Here is a 22,191-nt window from a genome sequence, read left to right as displayed (position 1 = left end):
CGGTCCCGGCGTCGTCGGTCGGTCTGTGGACAACTGCACGGCGTCGGCACCCCAGTTCGGGGGTGGTGACGGACCTCAGGCGGACCGGTGGCGGGGCAGCGTGTCCTCGACGTCGTCGGCGTGCGGCGCGGCGTCGACCTGCAGGACCACGACCGTCACGTTGTCGCGGCCACCGGCGACGATCGCGTCACCCACCAGGCGCTCGGCGAGCTGCTGCGGGTCGTCCACCTTCGCCGCGATCCGGGAGATCCCCACGTCGCCGATCTCCTTCGTGAGACCGTCGGAGCAGATGATGTAGCGGTCACCCGCGTGCAGCGGCAGCGTCCAGAAGTCGGGCTCCGGCGTCTCGCCGAACCCGACCGCGCGCGTGATGACGTTGCTGTCCGGGTGAGACTCGGCGTCCTCGGCGCGGAGCAGCCCGGCATCCACCATCTCCTGGACCACAGAGTGGTCGACGGTCACCCGTCGCATCGCGCCGTTCTCGACACGGTAGGTCCGCGAGTCCCCGACATTGAACACGAGCGCCGCGGGGACGCCCCCTGCCGCGATGATCGCGACGCCCGTCACGGTGGTGCCGGCACCGATCGCGTTGCCCCCGGCCGCGCGCTCGATGTCCGACGTCGCGCGCACGAGCGCGGCCTGGATCGCGTCCTCCGAGGCGAAGACGTCGCGGAGCGCCCCGAGACGACGGACCACCGCGTCGCTCGCCCGGTCCCCCGCGAGGTGGCCGCCCATGCCGTCCGCCACGACGAAGAACGGCGACTCGACGAGGTAGCTGTCCTCGTTGTGGTCGCGACGCCGACCGACGTCGGTCGCGGCCCCCCACGAGAGCGTGAGGGCACCGCCGTCCGCACCGGGCAGGGCCAGGGAGTGCGCCGACGTCGGTCGGCCGAGTTCCGTCACGGGTGGGTCGCTCTCAGTCGTGGTGTCGTGGGATCGGTGGGAGGTCGAGGGGGTCACCGGCCAGACCGCCGCGGGTCGCTTCCGGGATGCGGAGGTGACGGGACAGGATCTCGACGGTGTTGCCGTCCCCGATGTCCACCACCGTACCGGTGAGCACGACGATCGCGGCACCGGAGGGCATGCGGAACGGACGGGCACCGGGCGCACGCACGACCGTGCCGTTCGTGGACGCGAGGTCCTCCACGACGACGGCGGTTCCCTCAGCGCGGACGGCGAGGTGCGAGCCCGAGACCTCACCGTGCCGGGAGGGCACGGTGACGAGCAGCGGCCGTGCGGTGAGCGGCACCCGCGGTGGTGCGGGACGACGACCGATGACCACCGGCCGGTCGAGCCGGACGACCTGTTCGCCGACCCGGATCGCCGGGACGCGCCCGGACTCGACGCCGTCGGTGCCCGGATGCGGCGACCCGGTCGTGGTCGACCCTGCCGTGGGCCGCGCCGGACCGCCGTCGTCACGGGCGTGCCGCACGTGGGGATGCGGCGGGGACGGCCGCGTCACCGGACGTCCGAGGATGGTGTCGTCGTCCTCGCCCATGTCCACCTCCCCGGATCGGTCGTTCCACCGTAGTCGACCGTGCTCCCCTGCCCGCGAGGGGCGGCACTCGTCACACTGTCGCGGGTTCGAGGGTCTCCGCCACGAGGTCCCATCCGTCGGACGTCCGATCGAGCCCGATCCCGACCGTCCGAGCCCAGTCGGCGAGGTCCGACATGGACCCCGGCTCGATCTGAGCCCGACCGAGTGCGGAGACGAGCCGGCCCTTCGCGGTCTTGTTCCAGTGGTTCAGCGCGCGGCGACGGCCGTCCGTTCCCTCCGACACGACGCGGAGCCGGACCGATCCGGACACCGGCCCGAGCGCACGGTACCCCTCGGAACGGAGGTCGAGCACGACGCCGTCGACTCCGCGCGATCCGAGCGCCCGCGCGGTCGACCCCGGCCACACGCTCCCCAGGCGGAGGTTCCCCAGCCGCGCGTCGTGGGACAGGCGGTAGGCCGGGATCGGATCACCAGCCGCGATGGGACCGAACATCGCGGACTGCACGATCACGTGTCGCTGCCACCACTCGCGGACCGCCGGCGGCGCGGAGGACGCGTCGAGTGGGTCGTACAGGACACCCGTGTACCGCTCCACGGCCGGGAGGGTCGGCGCACCCTCCAGGGAGAGGTTGCGGAGACGCTCCCCCACGGATCGCGGACCGAGTCGCAGCGCGTACCGCGCCGACTCGTCGTCAGAACTGACGGAGCGGGCCGCGGCGATCACCGCGACCCGCTCACTGGTCAGTTCTGGGAACGACAGCGCACCGAGGTCGAAGGGGCGCGTGTCGTCACCGCCCTCCCGCTTGGTCTCCGACGGCGGGAGGAGGATCGTCAGTCCGCTCAGGCCCGTCCTCCGGTGGACGCGAGGGCGGCCTGGCGCGCCACGATCGTGACGGTGTCGTGTTCGACCGACAGGAAGCCGTCTTCGGCGTCCGCGTGGACGGTGCTCCCGTCGGCGCGCGAGATCCGCACCTGCCCCTGCGCGAGGATGGCGAGCATGGGCTCGTGCCCCGCGAGGACACCGATCTGCCCCTCGGTCGTCCGGGCCACGACCATGGTGGCGTCGCCCGTCCAGACCTCTTGGTCGGCCGACACGACGCTCACGGTGAGACCGGCCATGATCAGCGGTTCTCCTTCTGGATCTGCGCCCACTTCTCCTCGACGTCGGAGATCGCACCGACGTTGAAGAACGCCTGCACGGCGACGTGGTCGAACTCGCCGTCCGCGATGGCGCGGAACGACTCGATCGTGTCCTTGAGCGGGACGGTGGAGCCCTCGACGCCCGTGAACTTCTTCGCCATGTAGGTGTTCTGCGAGAGGAACTGCTGGATCCGACGAGCACGCTCGACGGTGATCTTGTCCTCTTCGGAGAGCTCGTCCACACCGAGGATCGCGATGATCTCCTGCAGCTCCTTGTTCTTCTGGAGGATCTGCTTGACGCGGGTCGCGGTCTCGTAGTGGTCCTGGCCCAGGTAGCGCGGGTCGAGGATGCGCGAGGTCGACGCGAGCGGGTCGACCGCCGGGTACAGGCCCTGCGACGCGATCTCACGCGAGAGCTCCGTCGTCGCGTCGAGGTGTGCGAACGTCGTGGCCGGCGCCGGGTCGGTGTAGTCGTCGGCCGGCACGTAGATCGCCTGGAGCGAGGTGATCGAGTGGCCCCGCGTCGAGGTGATGCGCTCCTGGAGCACACCCATCTCGTCGGCGAGGTTCGGCTGGTAGCCCACCGCGGACGGCATGCGACCGAGCAGCGTCGAGACCTCGGAGCCCGCCTGCGTGAAGCGGAAGATGTTGTCGATGAACAGCAGCACGTCCTGCCGCTGGACGTCGCGGAAGTACTCGGCCATGGTCAGGGCCGACAGCGCCACGCGGAGGCGCGTTCCCGGCGGCTCGTCCATCTGGCCGAACACCAGGGCGGTCTTGTCGAAGACCCCGGCCTCGTCCATCTCGCCGATGAGGTCGTTGCCCTCACGGGTGCGCTCACCGACGCCCGCGAACACCGACACACCGCCGTGGTCCTGGGCGACGCGCTGGATCATCTCCTGGATGAGGACGGTCTTGCCGACACCCGCACCACCGAACAGGCCGATCTTGCCACCCTGCACGTACGGGGTGAGGAGGTCGATGACCTTGATGCCCGTCTCGAACATCGTGGTCTTCGACTCGAGCTGGTCGAACGCCGGGGCCTTGCGGTGGATGGGCCAGCGCTCGGTGATCTCGATGTGCTCACCGGGCTGGGCGTTGAGGATGTTCCCCGTGACGTCGAACACCTTGCCCTTGGTGACGTCACCGACCGGCACCGAGATCGGCGCACCGGTGTCGCGGACCTCCTGGCCGCGGACGAGGCCGTCCGTCGGCTTGAGGGCGATCGCGCGCACCAGGTCGTCGCCGAGGTGCTGGGCGACCTCGAGCGTGATCTCCTGCTGGTTCTCGCCGAGCGTGATCGTCGTGTGGAGCGCGTTGTAGATGTCGGGGATCGCGTCGTGCGGGAACTCGATGTCGACGACGGGGCCCGTGACGCGGGCGATCCGGCCGACGCCGGGTGCCGACGACGACTCGACCGCGATGGTGGCGGTGTCGGTCATGGCTGGTGCCTTCCTGGGGGTGGTTTCTGACCCTGGTGGGGTTACTTCTTGGTGCCGGAGAGCGCGTCGGCACCGCCGACGATCTCGGAGATCTGCTGGGTGATCTCGGCCTGACGCGCGTTGTTCGCGAGCCGCGTGAAGTCGCGGATCAGCGAGTCCGCGTTGTCACTGGCGGACTTCATCGCGCGCTGGCGAGCAGCGTGCTCCGAGGCGGCGGACTGCAGCATCGCGTTGAAGATGCGGCTTTCGATGTAGACGGGCAACAGGGCGTCGAGGACGGCGTCCGCGTCCGGCTCGAACTCGTACAGCGGGAGCGGAGCGTCGTCCGCCGGAGCGTCGACTCCCTCGACCACCTCGAGCGGCAGCAGTCGCACGACCTGCGGCTCCTGGGTCACGAGGCTCACGAACCGGTTGAACACGATGTGGATCTCGTCCACACCGCCCTCGGACGTCTCCTGCAGGAACTTGCCGACGACCGCGTCGCCGATCTCCTTGGCCGTCGAGAAGGACGGCTGGTCCGTGCCGCCGATCCACTGCCGCTCCGAGTCACGCTGGCGGAACGAGAAGTACCCGACCGACTTCCGGCCCACGAGGTAGTAGACGACGTCCTTGCCCTCGCTGCGCAGCAGCGACGCGAGCTCCTCGGTCTGCTTCAGCACGTTCGAGCTGAACGCACCGTTCAGCCCGCGGTCCGACGTGAACACGACGATCGCGGCACGCGTCGAGCTGGCCGGTTCGGTCGTCAGCACGTGCTCGACGTTCGAGAAGGTGGCCACGGCGGACACGGCACGCGTCACGGCCCGCGAGTACGGGCCGGACGCGGCCATGCGGGCCTGCGCCTTCTGGATCCGCGACGCGGAGATCAGCTCCATGGCGCGCGTGACCTTCTTGGTCGTCTGCGCCGAGCGGATGCGCTGCCGGTAGACCCGGAGTTGTGCTCCCATTGCTGTCCGTTCTTGTTCGGGAGGTGGAGATCGTCAGGACGCGCGGACCCGGAGGTCAGCGGCGTCCGCGGACGATCTGCTCCTGATCGACGTCGTCGGCGTCCGCTGCGGCGAACTGCTCGTTCCCGACCGAGGCGAGCGTCTTGCCCTCGCCCGTCTGGAACCCCTTCTTGAAGTCGTCGATCGCCGCACCGAGCGCCGAGATCGTGTCGTCGTCGAGGACGTTCGTCTCGCGCAGCGTGTCGAGGATCGACGTGTTGCGCTTCAGGTGGTCGAGCAACTCGGCCTCGAACCGGAGGACGTCCGACACCGGGACCTCGTCGAGCTTGCCGTTGGTGCCGGCCCAGATCGAGACGACCTGGTCCTCGACGGGGTACGGCGAGTACTGCGGCTGCTTGAGGAGCTCGGTGAGCCGGGCTCCGCGGTCGAGCTGACGACGCGAGGCCTGGTCGAGGTCCGAAGCGAACATCGCGAAGGCCTCGAGCGCCCGGTACTGGGCGAGTTCGAGCTTGAGCGTCCCGGAGACCTTCTTGATCGACTTGACCTGGGCGTCGCCCCCGACGCGCGACACCGAGATGCCCACGTCGACCGCCGGACGCTGGTTCGCGTTGAACAGGTCCGACTGCAGGAAGATCTGGCCGTCCGTGATCGAGATCACGTTCGTCGGGATGTAGGCCGAGACGTCGTTGGCACGGGTCTCGATGATCGGCAGGCCCGTCATCGAACCGGCACCGAGCTCGTCGGACAGCTTCGCGCAACGCTCGAGGAGCCGGGAGTGCAGGTAGAAGACGTCACCCGGGTAGGCCTCGCGCCCCGGCGGACGACGGAGGAGGAGGGACACCGCGCGGTAGGCCTCGGCCTGCTTCGACAGGTCGTCGAAGATGATGAGGACGTGCTTGCCGCCGTACATCCAGTGCTGACCGATGGCCGAGCCGGTGTACGGGGCGAGGTACTTGAAGCCCGCGGGGTCGGAGGCGGGGGCGGCGACGATGGTGGTGTACTCCATCGCGCCGGCGTCCTCGAGCGCACCCTTGACGGAGGCGATCGTCGAACCCTTCTGGCCGATCGCGACGTAGATGCAGCGCACCTGCTTGTCGACGTCGCCGGACTCCCAGTTGGCCTTCTGGTTGATGATCGTGTCGATCGCGATGGCCGTCTTGCCGGTCTGGCGGTCGCCGATGATGAGCTGACGCTGACCGCGGCCGATCGGGATCATGGCGTCGATGGCCTTGATGCCGGTCTGCATCGGCTCGTGCACCGACTTGCGGGCCATGACGCCCGGAGCCTGGAGCTCGAGGGCGCGGCGGCCCTCCGACGCGATCTCGCCGAGGCCGTCGAGCGGGGTGCCGAGCGGGTCCACGACGCGCCCGAGGTACCCGTCGCCGACGGGGACGGAGAGCACCTCGCCGGTGCGGGTGACTTCCTGGCCCTCTTCGACGCCGGCGAACTCGCCGAGCACGATGACGCCGATCTCGTCCTCGTCGAGGTTCTGCGCGAGGCCGAGCGTGCCGTCCGCGAAGCGGATCAGCTCGTTGGCCATGACGCCGGGGAGGCCCTCGACGTGGGCGATGCCGTCGGCTGCGTCGATCACGTGACCGACCTCGGCCGTGGAGGCCTTCGTCGGCTCGTAGTTCGAGACGAAGTCCTTCAGGGCATCACGGATCTCATCGGGGCTGATGGTGATGTCTGCCATGGGGATATTCCTTGTTGGTTTTCGAGACCGATGGCCCCGAGGTGTGTGTGCCCGTTCGAGTCGGACCTCGACGGCCCCACCCTGGTTCATCTCGGACGCGTTGCTGCTGACCGTGTGGTGTCGAGGGTACGTCCTGCCCCCGACCTCGTGCTCAACCGGCGAACTCGAGGCGCAACTGCTGGAGCCGCGTGTTGACGGTGCCGTCGATGACGTCGCCGCCGACCTGGACCCGGATGCCGCCGACGACGGTGGGGTCCACGACCTCGTTCAAGTTGATCGTGCGCCCGTACCGGTTGGCGAGCGTCCGGCCGAGGCGATCCCGCTGCTCGTGCTCGAGCGGTGCGGCGCTGATCACCACGGCGACGACCTGGTCCGCCTCCGCGGCGACGATCTCGGACGCGGCCCGCACGATCTCACCGATCCGGCGACCGCGCGGCTGCTGCACGAGGGCCGACAGGATCGCGATGGTCTGCGCCGAGGCCTTGCCGTCGAGCAGTCGCTCCACCAGTGCCGCCTTCTGCTCGGGGCTCCCGAGCTTCGTGCCGAGTGCGAGCTCGAGGTCGGCATCGGAACGGACGGCGGTCTCGAACGTGAAGAGCTCGCGCTCGATCGACGTCTCGGGTCCGGCACTGCGCGCGAGAGCGCGGATGCCCGCGTCCTCGATGCCCGCGAGGAGGTCCCGGTGCGACGACCACCGCTCCGCGACGACCGCCGAGAGCACCGCGCGGACCGCGTCCGAGCGCGAGGCGAACACCCGCTGGACGAGCGCACGCTTGCCGTCGGCGTCCGCCGTGGCGTCGCCGAACACACCGAGGAGCTGGGGAGCGCCGGCGATGGTCCGGCCCGCCGAGAGGATCTCGACACCGGCGGACAGGTCCGCGGCGTCTCCGAGCTCTGCGAGGGTCTCGCGGACGGCCTCGAGTGCGGTCCTGGTGGCGCTGCGCATCCTCAGTGCTCCGTTCCGGCCTCGGACCGCGCGGACGACGCCTCGAGGTCGGCGAGGAACCGATCGACCACCGCGGCGGCCTTCGCGTCGTCCTTGAGGGACTCGCCGATGACACCGGACGCGAGGTCGATCGCGAGCGATCCGACCTCGGAGCGCAGCGACTGCACGGCGCTCGCACGCTCGGCCTCGATCTGGGCCTGCGCGTTCGCGGTGATACGAGCGGCGTCGGCCGCGGCCTGCTCGCGGACCTCGTTGCCGATCGCGGTCGCGTCGGCACGGGCCTGCTCACGGATGCGCGCGGCCTCGGCACGGGCGTCGGCGAGCTGCTTGTTGTACTCGTCGAGCGCGGCGACGGCCTGCTGCTGGGCTGCCTCGGCCTTCTTGATGCCGCCCTCGATGGCCTCCGTGCGCTCGTCGAGCATCTTCGTGATGCGCGGCGTGACGACACGCCAGAACACGATGAAGATGATGATGAACGCGACGAGCGACCAGAGGATGTCATACGTCTCGGGGAGGAGCGGGTTGTGCGTCTCCCCGGCCGCGGTGATCAGTGCGTTCTGCATCGGGAGCCTTACGCGAAGATGTAGTACGTGGCGATGCCGATGAAGGCGAGCGCCTCGGTGAAGGCGATACCGATGTACATCAGGGTCGTCAGGCGGCCCTGGAGCTCGGGCTGGCGGGCGACCGACTCGATCGTCTTGCCCACCACGATGCCGACGCCGATGGCCGGGCCGATCGCCGCGAGGCCGTAGCCAACCGTCGCGATGTTGCCGTTGATTGCCGCGAGAACGGTCGTTGCGTCCACGTGTTTTCCTTCCTGGGGGTCGGTCCCGGCGGACGCCGGGACCGGAGTGAGGTTCGTTAGTGCTCGTCAGCCAGCGCGAGCTGGATGTACACAGCGGTGAGGAGCATGAAGACGTAGGCCTGGAGGAGCGCCACCAGGATCTCGAAGAAGCTGAACGCGATCCCGAACGCGAGCGTCCCGATCCCGAAGACCTTGAACAGGCCGTGCGACTCCGTGAAGAAGAACCAGGTCGCCGAGAAGAACAGGACGAGCAGGAGGTGCCCGACGACCATGTTCATGAGGAGTCGCAGCGTGAGCGTGATCGGCCGGAGCACGAACGTCGAGACGAACTCGATCGGCGTCACGATGACGTACAGGTACCAGGGCACACCGGGCGGGAACAGCGCGTTCCGGAGGAACGTCCCGGCGTGCTTCCGGAGTCCGGCGTAGATGAACGCGATGTAGGCGATCACCGCGAGCAATGCCGGCATCGCGATGCGGCTGGTGCCCTGCAGGTTGAGACCCGGGATGAGTCCGCTGAGGTTCATGAACAGCACGCCGAAGAAGATCGAGGCGAGCAGCGGCAGGTAACGCCGACCCTCGCGCTCGCCCAGGTTGTCGAACGCGTTGCGCCGCACGACGTCGAAGCCGTACTCGATCATCGCCTGCCCACGGTTCGGGACGAGCTTGAGCGCCCGGGTCCCGGCGAAGGCGAACACGAGCAGCACAGCGACCGCGATGAACCGGATGATGACGAGCCGGTCGATCTCGATCGGGGTCCCCGCGAAGAAGATCGGGTCGGGGAAGAACTCGTTGATCGAGGGACCCTGGAACGTCGCGGCGTCACTGCTCCCCGCCGCGACGGTCGAACCCGCAGCGGTGAGGGACAGGGGAAGAGCGTGGGATAGCAGCGCTGTCTCCTGTGTCGAGCGCGCAATGAGCACGCGGAGGTGGACTGAGTGGAGGCGATCCGATCGGAGCAACGGGGCTCGGCGACACGGACTTCCAGAAGCCTATCAGGTGTGGGAGCCTTCTCGGTCTCTCAGGCGCGAGGGTCCGACCGGCCGTCGCGGTCTCCCGGCAGCGGCACGTCGATGGGCACACGAGCCCGCGCGACCGCCGAGACGTCGATGACGAGGCTCCCGACGATGCCGACGATGATCGCGATCGCCATGACGACGCGGTCCACCCAGTCCTGGTCCCGCAGGACGGCGAGGATCACCACGAACAGGATGAACTTGACGAGCCAGGTACCCATCACGATGCCGAAGAAGGCACCGCTGATCATCTGCCCGCGGGAGACCCGGAGCGCGACGAGCACGCTCGCGGCCGTCAGGCCCAGGAACACCACGCTCATCACGGCGCCGACGAGACCACCGGCCAGGCCGGGACCACCCGCGACGAGGAGCCCGACGACGCCGCCGACGACGGCGAGGACGACCGCGAGCACGGCTCCCTGGACGAGGATCCGGCGGAAGACGGGGCGGACGTGGTCGAGCGCGTTCGGCGCGGGGGTGCTCATCAGCGGGACTCTCCGGTGGTCGGTCGGCGCGGCGAAGGCGCCGCGTCCGGGATGGTGCGGGCGCCGTCGCGGCGGGACGCGGCGCGGTCGAGGGGATCGAGGGCCGGGTCGACCGGGACCTCGCCACCCGCCGCGCTCTGGGCGACGATCTCGGCGCGTTTCCTGCCGAGGGGCGCGAACGTGACGACGGCGCACACGAGGAAACCGACCGTCACGAACGCGAGCACCCAGTACCAGGGCAGGAACAGGAACAGCAGGCCTCCGACGGCCACGACGGCGGTCCAGCCGTAGAAGATGAGCACCGCGTGGAAGTGCGAGTGTCCCATGTCCAGCAGCCGGTGGTGGAGGTGCTTGCGGTCGGCCGAGAACGGGGACTTCCCCGCGCTCACCCGGCGGAACACCGCGAGTCCGAAGTCGAGCATGGGCACGACGAGGATCGCGAACGGCAGCAGGATCGGGATGAACACCGGGAGCAGCTGCGTCCGCGTGTGCACCGCCGCGGGGTCGATGTTGCCCGTGAGCGACACCGCGCTCGTCGCCATGAGGAACCCGACGAGCAGCGCTCCGGCGTCACCCATGAACAGCTTGGCGGGATGCCAGTTGAGCAGCAGGAAGCCGAAGCAGGCACCGACGAGGACCGCGGTCAGGAGGGACGGCAGGTTGAAGAAGAACTCGGTCTGCACGACGATGCGGTTCACGAAGAAGCTGTACAGGAAGAACACGCCGCCGCCGATGATCGCGACGCCCGCGACCAGCCCGTCGAGACCGTCGATGAAGTTGACGGCGTTCATGACGAGGACCACCGCGAGCACCGTGAAGATGAGCGACATGTAGCTCGAGCCGACCGTGAGCGAGTTGCCGATCGGGAGCGACACGATCGCGACGCCCTGCCAGGCGAGGATGCCCGCCGCGATGATCTGCCCGGCGAGCTTCGTCATCCAGTCGAGGTCCCAGATGTCGTCGGCGACCCCGAGCACGACGATGATCGTGGCGCCCGCCAGGACCGCCAGGACACGACCGGGCTCGGCGAACACGAGCCGGAAGTAGTCGACGCCCGCGATGTGCGGGAACACGAACCACGCGCACAGCAGCGACACGATGATCCCGAGGAACATCGCGATCCCGCCGAGGCGCGGGGTCGGCGTCCGGTGGACGTCACGCTCGCGGACCTTCGGGTACCACCGGTACCGCATCCCGAGCTTCCACACGACCCAGCTCAGCCCGAAGCTCACGGCGGCCGCGATGGCCCCGGCGAGCAGGTAGTACCTCATGTGACGAGGTCGCCACCGGCGACGCGCTCGATCTCGGCGTCGGGGATCACCCCGTGCCGGACGATGCGGAGCCCGCCCCCGGTCGCGAGACCGGTCGCGTCGACGATGGTCGAGCCGGTCGAGGCCGCGACGCCCTCGTGCGGGGCGAGCCGGCCACCGTCGAGGTACACCGCGACGCTGTCCCCGAGCATGGCCTCGGCCTCGTCGACGTCCATCGCGGCGGGCACGCCCGTGGCGTTGGCGCTCGACACCGCGAGCGGACCGACCTCGTGCAGGAGTTCGAGCGCGATGCGCTGGTCCGGCATGCGCAGCGCGACGGTGCCCCGGGTCTCGCCGAGGTCCCAGTCGAGCGACGGCTGCGCCGGGAGGATGACCGTGAGGCCGCCCGGCCAGAACTCCGCGACGAGATCACGCACGACCTCCGGGACCTCGGCGGCGAGGGCGTCGAGCGTGGCGATCCCGGGGATGAGGACGGGTGGCGGCGACTGCCGCGTGCGGCCCTTGGCGTCGAGCAGTCGCTGCACGGCCTTCGCCGAGAAGGCGTCGGCCGCGAGACCGTAGACGGTGTCGGTGGGGACGACGACGAGCTCCCCGCGACCGAGCGCGGCCCGTGCGAGCCGCATGCCGGTCAGGAGTCCGTCAGCATCGGAGCAGTCGTGTCGGGAGGCCATGGCCCGCCCATGATAGTGCGGGAGGATGGAGGCATCGTGGACCACCAACACCCTGTCTCCGGCGCGTCCTCGCACGCGACCGCCCCGGCACCGTCGCTCCTGTTCCTGTTCGACATGGACGACGTCCTCTACCGGTACGACTGGCGCACCCGCATGGCGGGCATGACGGCGCTCACCGGGCACGACCTCGACGAGCTGCGCCGACGGTGGTGGAACGACGAGGGTGAGTGGCGGGCCGAGGCAGGACACTGGCCGGACGGCGACTCGTACCTCGCGGCGCTCGAGACCGCGCTCGGGTGCCGCGTCCCCGAGCAGGAGTGGTCACGGATCCGCGGCTCGGCGATGACCCCGATCCCCCGCGCCCTCGACGCCGTCCGCACCGCCGCCCGGGCCGGGCGCGTCGCGCTGCTCACGAACAACGGCCCCCTCGCGGCCCGGCACATCGCGCGTTGGGCACCCGAACTCCCCGCGCTGTTCGGCGAGCACCTGAACACCTCGAGCGACTTCGGTGCCCGCAAGCCCGACCCCGAGGTCTTCCGCAGCGCCCTCCGTCACCACGGCGTGCCCGCCGTCCGCACGTTCTTCGCCGACGACCGGGTCGAGAACGTCGAGGGCGCGCGGCACGTCGGCATCACGGCCGTCCACGTCACGCCCGAGACGGACCTCGTCGCCGCCGTCGCCGCGTTCGTCGCCGGGCACGGCCGGTCGGGAGGCCCAGAGCAGCAGGACTAACGGGTCGCGGTGGTCGTGCGGTCCCGCCCGGTGAGGTCCTGGTGGGTCTCCGGACGCCGGAACCCCTCGGCAACGAGCACGTCGCGCACCGCCGCCCCCTGGTGCTCCGCGTGTTCGACGACGAGTGCGCCGCCGGGCACGAGCAACCGGCGGGCCGTCCGGGCGAGCGCACGGACGGCGTCGAGACCGTCCGGGCCTCCGTAGAGCGCGACCGCCGGGTCGTGGTCCCGGACCTCGGGATCACGAGGCACGGCGTCGTCCGGCACGTAGGGCGGGTTCGACACGACGACGTGCACGGTCCCGTCGAGGTCGGGCACCGCGTCGGCGAGGTCGCCCTCGACGAGCCGGACCGCCCCGCCGTGGGCGTCGATGTTCCGGCGCGTCCAGGGCAGCGCCTCGGGTGACCGCTCGACGGCGACGACCCGGGCGGTCGGGACCTCGGTGGCGACCGCGAGGGCGATGGCGCCGCTCCCCGACCCGAGGTCGACCACGACGGGCTCCGCGACGGCAGTGGCCCGCGCCGCGTCGATCGCGAACTGCGCGACGGACTCGGTCTCCGGACGGGGCACGAACACCCCCGGGCCGACCGCGAGCGTCAGCGCACGGAAGTGGGCCTCGCCCGTGATGTGCTGCAGCGGTTCGCGGATCCGTCGGCGCGCCACGGCCAGCCGGAAGGCCGCGACGTGCGCCGGCTGGACGAGACCGCCGGTGACCGCGCGGGCGAGCACCGCCCCGCGCGACGTCGTGGTCGCCCACGCGAGCAGCAGCTCGGCGTCGACGTCCGGGGACGGCACACCGGCCGCGGCCAGCGCGGCCGCCGCTTCCCGCAGGAGGCGATCCGCCGCGAACGCGCCGTCGGCCTCGGTCGACTGCCGGGCCTCCCCGTCGGAGCGCCCGCCCGGGGTGCTCACGCCGTCTGGTCCCCGATGTCGGCCAGGCGCGCCTCCTCGTCCATGCGGATGCAGGACTCGATCACGGGCTCGAGGGCGCCGTCCATGACCCGGTCGAGGTCGTACGACTTGTACCCGGTGCGGTGGTCCGCGATCCGGTTCTCGGGGAAGTTGTACGTCCGGATGCGCTCGGAGCGGTCCATGCCGCGGATCTGCGACCGACGGGCGTCGGAGGCCGCGGCGTCGAGTTCCTCCTGCTGCCGCGCGAGGATCCGCGCGCGGAGGACGCGCATGGCGGCCTCGCGGTTCTGCAGCTGCGACTTCTCGTTCTGCATCGACACGACGATGCCCGTCGGCAGGTGCGTGATGCGGACGGCGGAGTCCGTCGTGTTCACGGACTGACCGCCGGGGCCGGAGGACCGGTACACGTCGATCTTGAGGTCGTTCTGGTTGATCTCGACCTCTTCGGGCTCGTCGACCTCGGGGAACACGAGCACGCCGGTCGTCGACGTGTGGATGCGGCCCTGCGACTCGGTCGCCGGCACGCGCTGCACGCGGTGCACGCCGCCCTCGTACTTGAGGTGCGCCCAGACGCCCTGGGACGGGTCCGTCGCGTTCGACTTGATCGCCACCTGGACGTCCTTGAACCCACCGAGGTCGGACTCGGTGCGCTCGAGGAGCTCCGTCTTCCAGCCCTTGGACTCGGCGTAGTGGGTGTACATGCGCAGGAGGTCGGCCGCGAACAGCGCGCTCTCGGCGCCGCCCTCGCCGCCCTTGATCTCCATGATGACGTCACGGCCGTCGTCCGGGTCGCGCGGGATGAGGAGCCGCCGCAGACGCTCCTGCGTCGCCTGCAGGTGCTCCTCGAGCGCGGGGACCTCCTCGGCGAACGCGTCGTCCTCGCGCGCGAGCTCGCGGGCGGCGGCGAGGTCCTCCCCCGCCGCCTCCCACGCCTCGTACGCCGACGTGATCTGGCTGAGCTCCGCGTATCGACGGTTGATCTTCTTGGCCCTGGCCGCGTCCGCGTGGACGGCGGGATCCGACAGCTGACGCGTCAGGTCCTCGTGTTCGGCCAGCAGCACCGCCACCGACTCGAACACCCGTTACTCCTGGTGGCCGTTGTGGCCGCTCGTCGCGGGCACCGACTTCTGGACCTGGACGAGGAACTCGACGTTCGACTGCGTCTCACGCAGGTTCCGCAGCACGATCTCGAGCGCCTGCTGCGGATCGAGACCGGCCAGCGCCCGACGGAGCCGCCAGGTGATCTTGACCTCGTCGTTCGAGAGCAGCATCTCCTCGCGACGCGTGCCCGACGCGTTCACGTCGACCGCAGGGAAGATCCGCTTGTCCGCCAGGTGGCGGTTCAGCCGGAGCTCCATGTTGCCGGTGCCCTTGAACTCCTCGAAGATCACCTCGTCCATCTTCGACCCCGTCTCGACGAGCGCGGTGGCGAGGATGGTGAGCGAGCCGCCGTTCTCGATGTTCCGTGCCGCGCCGAAGAACCGCTTGGGCGGGTACAGCGCCGACGAGTCGACACCGCCGGAGAGGATCCGGCCCGACGCCGGGGTCGCGAGGTTGTACGCGCGGCCGAGGCGGGTGATCGAGTCGAGCAGCACGACGACGTCGTGACCGAGCTCCACGAGCCGCTTCGCCCGCTCGATGGCGAGCTCGGCGACGGTCGTGTGGTCCTCGGCGGGGCGGTCGAACGTCGAGGCGATGACCTCGCCCTTGACCGTGCGCTGCATGTCGGTGACCTCTTCAGGACGCTCGTCGACGAGCACGACCATGAGGTGGACCTCGGGGTTGTTCTTCGAGATGGCGTTCGCGATGGCCTGCAGCGCGACCGTCTTACCGGCCTTCGGCGGCGAGACGATGAGGCCGCGCTGGCCCTTGCCGATCGGCGACACGAGGTCGATGATCCGGGTCGAGAGCTTGCCCGGCTCGGTCTCGAGGCGCAGGCGCTCCTGCGGGTAGAGCGGGGTGAGGTCCCCGAACTCGACCCGCGCGGCGGCCTCGTCGACCGTCTGGCCGTTCACGGAGTCGACCTTGACGAGCGCGTTGTACTTCTGGCGGCCCTGGTGGTCGTTCTCGCGCGGCTGCTTGATCGCGCCCACGACGGCGTCGCCCTTGCGCAGGTGGTACTTCTTCACCTGTCCGAGGGACACGTACACGTCGCTCGGCCCGGCGAGGTACCCCGTGGTCCGCACGAACGCGTAGTTGTCGAGGACGTCGAGGATGCCCGCGATCGGGATGAGGACGTCGTCCTCGGTGATCTCCGGCTCGAAGTCGTCGCCCTGACCGCCGCGCCCGCGCTTGCGGTCGCGCTGGCGTCGGGAGCGGGACTCCTCCTGCTGCTGCTCCTGCTGGCTGCCGCGACCGTTGCCGCCCTGGCCCTTGGCCTGGTCGCGCTGGCCGTTCTGCTGCCCCTGGTCACCCTGGGAACGGGCCTGCTCCTGCTGGCCCCGGCCCTGCTGCTGCTCGGCGCCCCGGCCGGCACCGTTCTGGCCGCCACCGTTCTGGCCGCCACCGTTCTGGCCGCCACCGTTCTGGCCGCCACCGTTCTGGCCGGCCGCGTTCTGGCCGGCCGCGTTCTGGCCAGGCGCGTTCTGGCCGGCGCCGTTCTGGCCCGCCGTCGCGGCGCCGTTCTGCGCGTCGGCGTTCTGGCCGCCACCGTTCTGGCCCTCTGCGCCGTTGCGGTCACGGTTGCGCCCACGACCACGGCTGCGGCGACCGCGGCGTTCGCCCTGCCCGTCACCCTGGCCGTCGGCCTGAGCGTCGGCGCCGGCCTGCTCGGACGGCTGGCGGTCGGTGCCCTGCGGCTCGGCCGGCGAGCCGGTGCCGCCCTGCTCGACGATGTCGGCGGTGTCGGCCTCCACCGCGGATCCGGCGTCGGCCGGGCCGGTCGTCGTCGGGGCCTCGGTGCCAGCGGCCGGGTCCTGGCTGGTGGCACGGCGGCGACGCCGCGGCGTGCCCTCCTGCTGGGCGTCGCGCTCGGCGCGGACGGCGTCGATTCCGGCGAGCAGGTCCTCGGTGCCGGTGTGGCCGGCGTTGGCGTGGGTGCCGGCGGGCGTGGGCTCGGTCGAGACCGTGCCGCCGCTCGTGGCTCGACGCGACCGCCCGCGACCGGTGGCGACGGCACCGGCCGGGGCGAGGTCGGCGCTGTCCGTGACCTCGGCGCCCGCGTCGTGGTGCTCGTGGCGGGCCGGCGCGGCGGTCTCGGAGACGGCGGCGGCCTCGCTGCCGGTGGCCGACTCGGGCTCGCCCGTCGGGTGCACCTCGGTCGGTGCCGACTCGGCGCGCTTGTCCTCGATCGCGGCGATGAGGTCGCCCTTGCGGAGCTTGGAGAGGCCGCCGATGCCGAGGCCGGCGGCGATGCGCTGGAGCTCCGGGAGGCGGAGTGCCCGCAGGTCGGCTGTGGTGTCCGCCGCGGAGCCCGCAGCGGTGGTGACGTCGGTCAAGATGGATTTCCTTTCGGACCGCAGAACGCGGAGAAATTCGCCGTCCCCCGCGCGGGTACGCCACGACCGCCGTTCAGACGACGATCGGGAGACGGCTTCTGAAAGAGATGGTTCCCGATGCACCGGGCCCTGGGGATCCGCAGGACGTCAGACGCGGGCAATCGGGTTGTTCGCGATCACTTCGAGACGGGTACGACGAGCGGCACATTCGCCCCTGGGGCCGGGTGCGGCACCACTGTAGCACCTCCGAGGTCGACGGCGAGCATGAGCGGCGTCCAGGACGTGTGCGCGTGTCGCGCCACGAGATCGGCCGCCCGGAGGCGCTGCGCCGGGTCGCTCCCGAGCACGAGGAGGCTCGGTCCGGCCCCGCTGACGACCGCCGCGAGCTCGTGCTCGCGGAGCATCCGGATCAGCCCGTCGGTCTCGGGCATGGCGCTCGCGCGGTAGCTCTGGTGGAGGCGGTCCTCCGTCGCCGCGAGCAGCAGCTCCGGGCTCTGGATGAGGGCGGCGACGAGCAACGCCGACCGCGACACGTTGAAGGCAGCGTCGGCGTGGGGCACGGATGCGGGCTGGAGGCTCCTCGCCAGCTTGGTCGAGAGCGTCGACGTGGGGACGAACACCACCGGTGACACCCCGCGGTGCACGAGGAGGCGCTTGTACGCCGGCCCGTCAGGCGTCATCCACGCGATCGTGAGACCACCGAAGAGCGCCGGGGCGACGTTGTCCGGGTGTCCCTCCATCTCGGTCGCGACGGCGAGCATCGTGGACGCGGAGAGCTCGGTGACGCCGTCGAGCAGGCCCCGCGCCGCCATGAGCCCGGCGACGATCGCCGCCGCCGACGAACCGAGCCCGCGACCGTGCGGGATCGCGTTCGTGGCGCGGAGTTCGAGTCCGGGCTGCTCGACGCCGGCTGCCGCGAACCCGTGACGGACCGCTCGCACGACCAGGTTCGTCTCGTCCTCCGGTACCTCGCCCGCGCCGACGCCCGACACCGACACGACGAGCCCCGGCTCGGGCAGCACCCGGACCGTGACCTCGTCGTACAACGACAGGGCGAGCCCGAGCGAGTCGAACCCGGGCCCGAGGTTCGCCGTGGTGGCGGGGACACGGACGACGACGGTCCGTCCGGCCGGTGCAGTTCGGAGACCGCCGCCGGACCGGGACGGCGTCTCCTGCCGATCGTGTCCGGGGCGGTCCGCGCTCACCGAGGCGCCCCGACCAGGCCGAGCACGTCCGCCACGGCCGCGGTGTCCACGGGCACGGTCGTCGGCGTGACGTCGGTGCCCTCGGGGCCGCGCAACGCCCACTGCGGGTCCTTGAGACCGTGGCCGGTCACGGTGAGGACGACCCGCGCGTCACGCGGGACCGCGCCGGCCTCGGCCTGCTGGAGCAGTCCGGCGACGCTGATGGCGGACGCCGGCTCCACGAACACGCCGACCTCGGCGGACAGGATCCGCTGCGCGGCGAGGATCGCGTCGTCCTCGATCGCGCCGAAGTGTCCGTCGGTCTCCTCGCGGGCCTCCAGCGCGAACTGCCAGGAGGCCGGGTTCCCGATCCGGATCGCGCTCGCGACGGTCTCCGGGTGCTTGACGACCTCGCCGCGGACGATCGGCGCGGCGCCTGCCGCCTGGAAACCGAACATGCGCGGCAGCCGGGTCGTCCGTCCGGCGGCCAGGTCCTCGCGGTAGCCGCGCGCGTAGGCGGTGTAGTTGCCCGCGTTGCCCACCGGCAGGAAGTGGAAGTCGGGCGCGTCCCCGAGGACGTCGACGACCTCGAACGCGGCGGTCTTCTGTCCCTCGATGCGGTCGTTGTTGACCGAGTTGACGAGGTGCACGGGGTAGTTCGCCGCGAGGTCCCGGGCGATGTCGAGGCAGTCGTCGAAGTTCCCCTGCACCTGCAGCAACTGCGCGTCGTGCGCGACGGCCTGGCTCAACTTGCCCATCGCGATCTTGCCCTCGGGCACGAGCACGGCGGCGGTGATGCCGGCATGTGCGGCGTACGCGGCGGCCGAGGCGCTCGTGTTGCCCGTCGAGGCGCAGATGACGGCCTCGGCCCCGTGCTCGACGGCCTTCGAGATGGCCATGGTCATCCCGCGGTCCTTGAAGGACCCGGTCGGGTTCATCCCCTCGAACTTGACGTACACGTCGGCGCCCGTCCGCTCCGACAGCGCGCGGGCCCGGATGAGCGGGGTGCCGCCCTCGCCGAGGCTCACGACGGGGGTCGCGTCCGTGACGTCGAGACGGTCGGCGTACTCGCGCAGGACACCCTGCCACTGGTGGGCCATCAGGCTCCCTCTACTCTCAGGACACTCGTGACCGCGGCCACGACGGGTTCGGCTCGGAGTGCCACCACGGTCGCCGCGAGGTCGTGCTCGCGGGCCCGGTGCGTGCCGATCACCAATGTAGCGGTGGCCCCGGGGGTGCCCGCGTCCGACGCCGGGGCAGCCCCGGCCACGGTCTGCTCGACGGTCTCGACGCTGACCGAGTGCCGCGCGAGGACCCCCGCCACGGTGGACAACACGCCAGGGGCGTCCGTGACGCGCATCGTGATCTGGTACCGGGTCGAGACGACGCCGATCGGGAACACCGGCAGGTTCGACTGCGTCGACTCCGCCACGCCGGGTCCGCCGATCACGTGCCGCCGTGCCGCCGACACGAGGTCGCCGAGCACGGCCGACGCGGTCTCGACGCCGCCCGCGCCGGCCCCGTAGAACATGAGGTCGCCGGCGGCCTCGGCCTCGACGAAGACGGCGTTCTTCGGGCCGTGCACGGCTGCCAGGGGGTGCCCCTCGGGCACGAGCGCCGGGTACACGCGTGCGCTCACGCCCTCGCGGCCGTCCGCGTCGGTCAGGCGCTCGCACAGCGCGAGGATCTTGACCACGTAGCCGGCCTTGCGGGCCGCGCGGACCTGCTCGATCGTGACGCTGGTGATGCCCTCGCGGTGCACGGCGGCCAGCGGCACGGTGGTGTGGAAGGCCAGGGACGCCAGGATCGCGGCCTTCTGGGCCGCGTCGTAGCCCTCGACGTCCGCCGTGGGGTCGGCCTCCGCGTAGCCGAGCCGGGTGGCCGTGGCGAGGGCGTCCTCGAAGCTCTCGCCCTCGCGGTCCATCCGGTCGAGGATGAAGTTCGTCGTGCCGTTGACGATGCCCATGATGCGGTCGATACGGTCCCCCGCGAGCGAGTCGTGCAGCGGCCGGATGATCGGGATCGCCCCCGCCACCGCCGCTTCGTAGTAGAGCTGTGCGCCCACCTGCTCGGCGGCCGTGAAGAGCTCGGGGCCGTGGGTCGCGAGCAACGCCTTGTTGCCGGTGACGACGTCGGCGCCGGAACCGAGCGCCTGCAGCACGAGGGTCCGGGCCGGTTCGATGCCGCCGATGAGCTCGACGACGATGTCCGCGCCGAGGATGAGCGACTCGGCGTCCGTCGTGTACAGCGACCGCGGCAGGTCGACGTCACGGGGCGCGTCCACGTCGCGGACCGCGATCCCGACGAGTTCGAGACCCGCTCCCGCCCGTGACGCGAGCTCGTCGCCGTGCTCGAGCAGGAGTCGCGCCACCTGGGCGCCGACGGAGCCGGCCCCGAGGAGCGCGACGCGGACGTTGCGGTATTCGATCATGGGGGTTCGTGTACCTCGTGCGGGTCGGGCGCGGACGGTGGTCAGGATGCGTCGCCGCGGACGCCGTGGGCGGTCGGGCCGCCGAAGGCGCCGCCGCTCGGGACGAGGCCGGCGTCGCGGGCGAGCAGGTCGTCGACCGTTTCGCCCCGCACGAGGATACGGGCGACGCCGTCGGCCACCGCCACCACCGCCGGGCGCGCCACGTGGTTGTAGTTGCTCGAGAGGCTCCAGCAGTAGGCGCCGGTCGCCGCCACCGCGAGCAGGTCACCCCGGTGGACGTCACCCGGCAGATAGTCGTCCCGCACCACGACGTCGCCGCTCTCGCAGTGCTTGCCGACGACGCGCACGAGGACCGGGGCGGCGTCGGAGGTGCGGGCGAGCCGGGCCGTGTAGTCCGCGTCGTAGAGCGCGGGCCGCGCGTTGTCGCTCATGCCCCCGTCGACGCACACGTACGTCCGGACGGCGGTCGGTCCGAGGGGACGGTGCTCGGCGGTCTCGACCGGCCCGTGCGGCGCCTCCTCGGCACGCACCGGGTCCTCCGCTCCGGACCCGTCGCCCGGTGCAGCGGTCGAGGCGTCGAGTGCGAGTTCGACGGGCTTGACGGTACCGACGCGGTAGAGCGTGATGCCGGGCGGCCCGACGATGTACCGCCCGGGTTCGACGGCGACGACCGGCACGGGGACGTCCCGTGCCGCGCAGGCGTCCGCGATGATCCGTGCGAGGGCCTCGGCGATGTCCTCCGGCTCGAACGCCCGGTCCGACTCGGTGTAGTCGATGCCCCAGCCACCACCGAGGTTGAGCTCCGGCACGGGCCCCTCGGCGGCGAGGGCGGCGTGGACCTCGACGAGGCGACGGGCGGCCTCGCGGAACCCGCCCTCGTCGAAGATCTGCGACCCGATGTGCGAGTGGAGCCCGACGAACGCCAACGCCGGCTCCGCCCGGACCGCCCGGCCCGCGGCCACCGCCTCGGTCAGGGGGATGCCGAACTTCTGGTCCTCGCGAGCGGTGGCGAGGTACTCGTGCGTCGAGGCGTGTACGCCGCTGTTGATCCGGATGCGGACGCGCTGGACCGCTCCTGCGCGCTCGGCGATCCGCGCGACGCGGCCGATCTCCTCGACGCTGTCGAGCACGATCGTGCCGAGTCCGACCTCGACGGCACGCTCGATCTCGGCGTCGGACTTGTCGTTGCCGTGGAACCCGAGCCGTCCGGGATCGACGCCGCCCGCGAGCGCCACGGCGAGCTCACCGCCCGTGCAGACGTCCACGCGGAGGCCGGCTTCGGCCATCCACGCGGCGACCTGTGTCGTCAGGAAGGCCTTCCCGGCGTAGTAGACGTGCGCCGTCGAACCCACGCGGGCGAAGGCGTCCTCGAACGCGTCGCGCACGCGCGCCGCACGGGCGCGGACGTCGGAGGCGTCGACGACGTACAGGGGGGAACCGTGGCGCGCCACGAGATCGGACGCGGTGACCCCGCCGACGACGAGGTCACCGTCGTCCGTCCGTGTCGCCGAGGCCGGCCAGATGCGGGCGACCAGGGCGTTCGGGTCGTCGGGGACGGACAGACGTGCGGGGGCGAGGGGGTTGC

Annotated in this window: 22 protein-coding genes; 1 reads left to right on the top strand and 21 read right to left on the bottom strand. The window is 71.2% G+C overall.

All coding sequences use genetic code 11. The annotated features are described in order from the left end of the window. Positions 1-75: 75 nt before the first annotated feature. The 14 genes from DEI92_RS08830 to DEI92_RS08765 all read right to left on the bottom strand — a co-directional run bounded on the left by DEI92_RS08830 (position 76) and on the right by DEI92_RS08765 (position 11,911). Positions 76-903, bottom strand: coding sequence for a PP2C family serine/threonine-protein phosphatase (locus tag DEI92_RS08830; protein WP_111009188.1), 828 nt, complete (start codon positions 901-903; stop codon positions 76-78). A 13-nt stretch (positions 904-916) separates the two neighbouring features. Then, positions 917-1,498, bottom strand: coding sequence for an FHA domain-containing protein (locus DEI92_RS08825; RefSeq protein ID WP_111025662.1), 582 nt, complete (start codon positions 1,496-1,498; stop codon positions 917-919). A 70-nt stretch (positions 1,499-1,568) separates the two neighbouring features. Further along, positions 1,569-2,327, bottom strand: a complete 759-nt coding sequence (locus DEI92_RS08820; protein WP_258370157.1) for a YaaA family protein — start codon at positions 2,325-2,327, stop codon at positions 1,569-1,571. Positions 2,328-2,338: 11 nt separating this feature from the next. Next, positions 2,339-2,617 (bottom strand): F0F1 ATP synthase subunit epsilon, encoded by a 279-nt coding sequence (locus tag DEI92_RS08815; RefSeq protein WP_111009190.1) that lies wholly within the window; start codon positions 2,615-2,617, stop codon positions 2,339-2,341. Between the two features lie 2 nt (positions 2,618-2,619). Beyond that, positions 2,620-4,080 (bottom strand): F0F1 ATP synthase subunit beta, encoded by a 1,461-nt coding sequence (atpD, locus tag DEI92_RS08810; protein ID WP_111009191.1) that lies wholly within the window; start codon positions 4,078-4,080, stop codon positions 2,620-2,622. Positions 4,081-4,121: 41 nt separating this feature from the next. Further along, the gene (locus DEI92_RS08805; RefSeq protein WP_111013230.1) at positions 4,122-5,024 is read right to left on the bottom strand and encodes a F0F1 ATP synthase subunit gamma; all 903 of its coding nucleotides are present in this window, start codon (positions 5,022-5,024) and stop codon (positions 4,122-4,124) included. 55 nt (positions 5,025-5,079) lie between these two features. Continuing rightward, on the bottom strand, positions 5,080-6,717 hold the full coding sequence (atpA, locus tag DEI92_RS08800; RefSeq protein WP_111009193.1) for a F0F1 ATP synthase subunit alpha: 1,638 nt from the start codon (positions 6,715-6,717) through the stop codon (positions 5,080-5,082). Positions 6,718-6,868: 151 nt separating this feature from the next. Next, complete coding sequence (locus DEI92_RS08795) at positions 6,869-7,663, bottom strand: F0F1 ATP synthase subunit delta (RefSeq protein ID WP_111013229.1); 795 nt, start codon at positions 7,661-7,663, stop codon at positions 6,869-6,871. A 2-nt stretch (positions 7,664-7,665) separates the two neighbouring features. Beyond that, on the bottom strand, positions 7,666-8,226 hold the full coding sequence (locus DEI92_RS08790; protein ID WP_111009195.1) for a F0F1 ATP synthase subunit B: 561 nt from the start codon (positions 8,224-8,226) through the stop codon (positions 7,666-7,668). A gap of 8 nt (positions 8,227-8,234) precedes the next feature. Further along, positions 8,235-8,468 (bottom strand): ATP synthase F0 subunit C, encoded by a 234-nt coding sequence (gene atpE, locus DEI92_RS08785; RefSeq protein WP_092096151.1) that lies wholly within the window; start codon positions 8,466-8,468, stop codon positions 8,235-8,237. Between the two features lie 56 nt (positions 8,469-8,524). Continuing rightward, complete coding sequence (atpB, locus tag DEI92_RS08780; protein WP_111013381.1) at positions 8,525-9,385, bottom strand: F0F1 ATP synthase subunit A; 861 nt, start codon at positions 9,383-9,385, stop codon at positions 8,525-8,527. A 104-nt stretch (positions 9,386-9,489) separates the two neighbouring features. Further along, positions 9,490-9,969: a hypothetical protein gene (locus tag DEI92_RS08775; protein WP_111013228.1), complete on the bottom strand. Its 480-nt coding sequence runs from the start codon at positions 9,967-9,969 to the stop codon at positions 9,490-9,492. Next, on the bottom strand, positions 9,969-11,240 hold the full coding sequence (locus tag DEI92_RS08770; RefSeq protein WP_111013227.1) for an MraY family glycosyltransferase: 1,272 nt from the start codon (positions 11,238-11,240) through the stop codon (positions 9,969-9,971). Before DEI92_RS08770 ends, DEI92_RS08775 begins: the two co-directional genes overlap by 1 nt. After that, a complete protein-coding gene (locus tag DEI92_RS08765) occupies positions 11,237-11,911 on the bottom strand; it encodes an L-threonylcarbamoyladenylate synthase (protein ID WP_111009198.1) in 675 nt (224 codons plus the stop codon). Before DEI92_RS08765 ends, DEI92_RS08770 begins: the two co-directional genes overlap by 4 nt. A 36-nt stretch (positions 11,912-11,947) precedes the next feature. Here DEI92_RS08765 and DEI92_RS08760 point away from each other — a divergent pair, with 36 nt between their 5' ends. Beyond that, on the top strand, positions 11,948-12,643 hold the full coding sequence (locus DEI92_RS08760; protein ID WP_258370144.1) for an HAD family phosphatase: 696 nt from the start codon (positions 11,948-11,950) through the stop codon (positions 12,641-12,643). On the opposite strand, the gene prmC is transcribed toward DEI92_RS08760, so the two are convergent. The 7 genes from prmC to DEI92_RS08725 form a co-directional block, all read right to left on the bottom strand. Continuing rightward, on the bottom strand, positions 12,640-13,473 hold the full coding sequence (gene prmC, locus DEI92_RS08755; protein WP_181434819.1) for a peptide chain release factor N(5)-glutamine methyltransferase: 834 nt from the start codon (positions 13,471-13,473) through the stop codon (positions 12,640-12,642). The two genes, DEI92_RS08760 and prmC, sit on opposite strands and share 4 nt — an antisense overlap. A 77-nt stretch (positions 13,474-13,550) precedes the next feature. Continuing rightward, positions 13,551-14,633, bottom strand: a complete 1,083-nt coding sequence (gene prfA, locus DEI92_RS08750; RefSeq protein ID WP_111009201.1) for a peptide chain release factor 1 — start codon at positions 14,631-14,633, stop codon at positions 13,551-13,553. A 3-nt stretch (positions 14,634-14,636) separates the two neighbouring features. Beyond that, on the bottom strand, positions 14,637-16,991 hold the full coding sequence (gene rho, locus DEI92_RS08745) for a transcription termination factor Rho (protein ID WP_111013224.1): 2,355 nt from the start codon (positions 16,989-16,991) through the stop codon (positions 14,637-14,639). A gap of 176 nt (positions 16,992-17,167) precedes the next feature. Beyond that, positions 17,168-18,196: a homoserine kinase gene (gene thrB, locus DEI92_RS08740; RefSeq protein ID WP_111013223.1), complete on the bottom strand. Its 1,029-nt coding sequence runs from the start codon at positions 18,194-18,196 to the stop codon at positions 17,168-17,170. Then, a complete protein-coding gene (thrC, locus tag DEI92_RS08735; RefSeq protein WP_111013222.1) occupies positions 18,193-19,275 on the bottom strand; it encodes a threonine synthase in 1,083 nt (360 codons plus the stop codon). The genes thrB and thrC overlap by 4 nt, the downstream gene beginning before the upstream one ends. Beyond that, positions 19,275-20,606, bottom strand: coding sequence for a homoserine dehydrogenase (locus DEI92_RS08730; protein WP_111009205.1), 1,332 nt, complete (start codon positions 20,604-20,606; stop codon positions 19,275-19,277). Before DEI92_RS08730 ends, thrC begins: the two co-directional genes overlap by 1 nt. A 41-nt stretch (positions 20,607-20,647) precedes the next feature. Then, positions 20,648-22,191 (bottom strand): alanine racemase (locus DEI92_RS08725; protein WP_111013221.1); only part of this gene is annotated, 1,544 nt, incomplete at its 5' end.

Origin of the sequence: Curtobacterium sp. MCBD17_034, from assembly GCF_003234515.1 — a bacterium.
In the GTDB taxonomy this organism is placed as follows: Bacteria; Actinomycetota; Actinomycetes; order Actinomycetales; family Microbacteriaceae; genus Curtobacterium.
The sequence above is the reverse complement of the archived record's forward strand: the minus strand, read 5'-3'. Positions and strand labels throughout refer to the sequence as shown.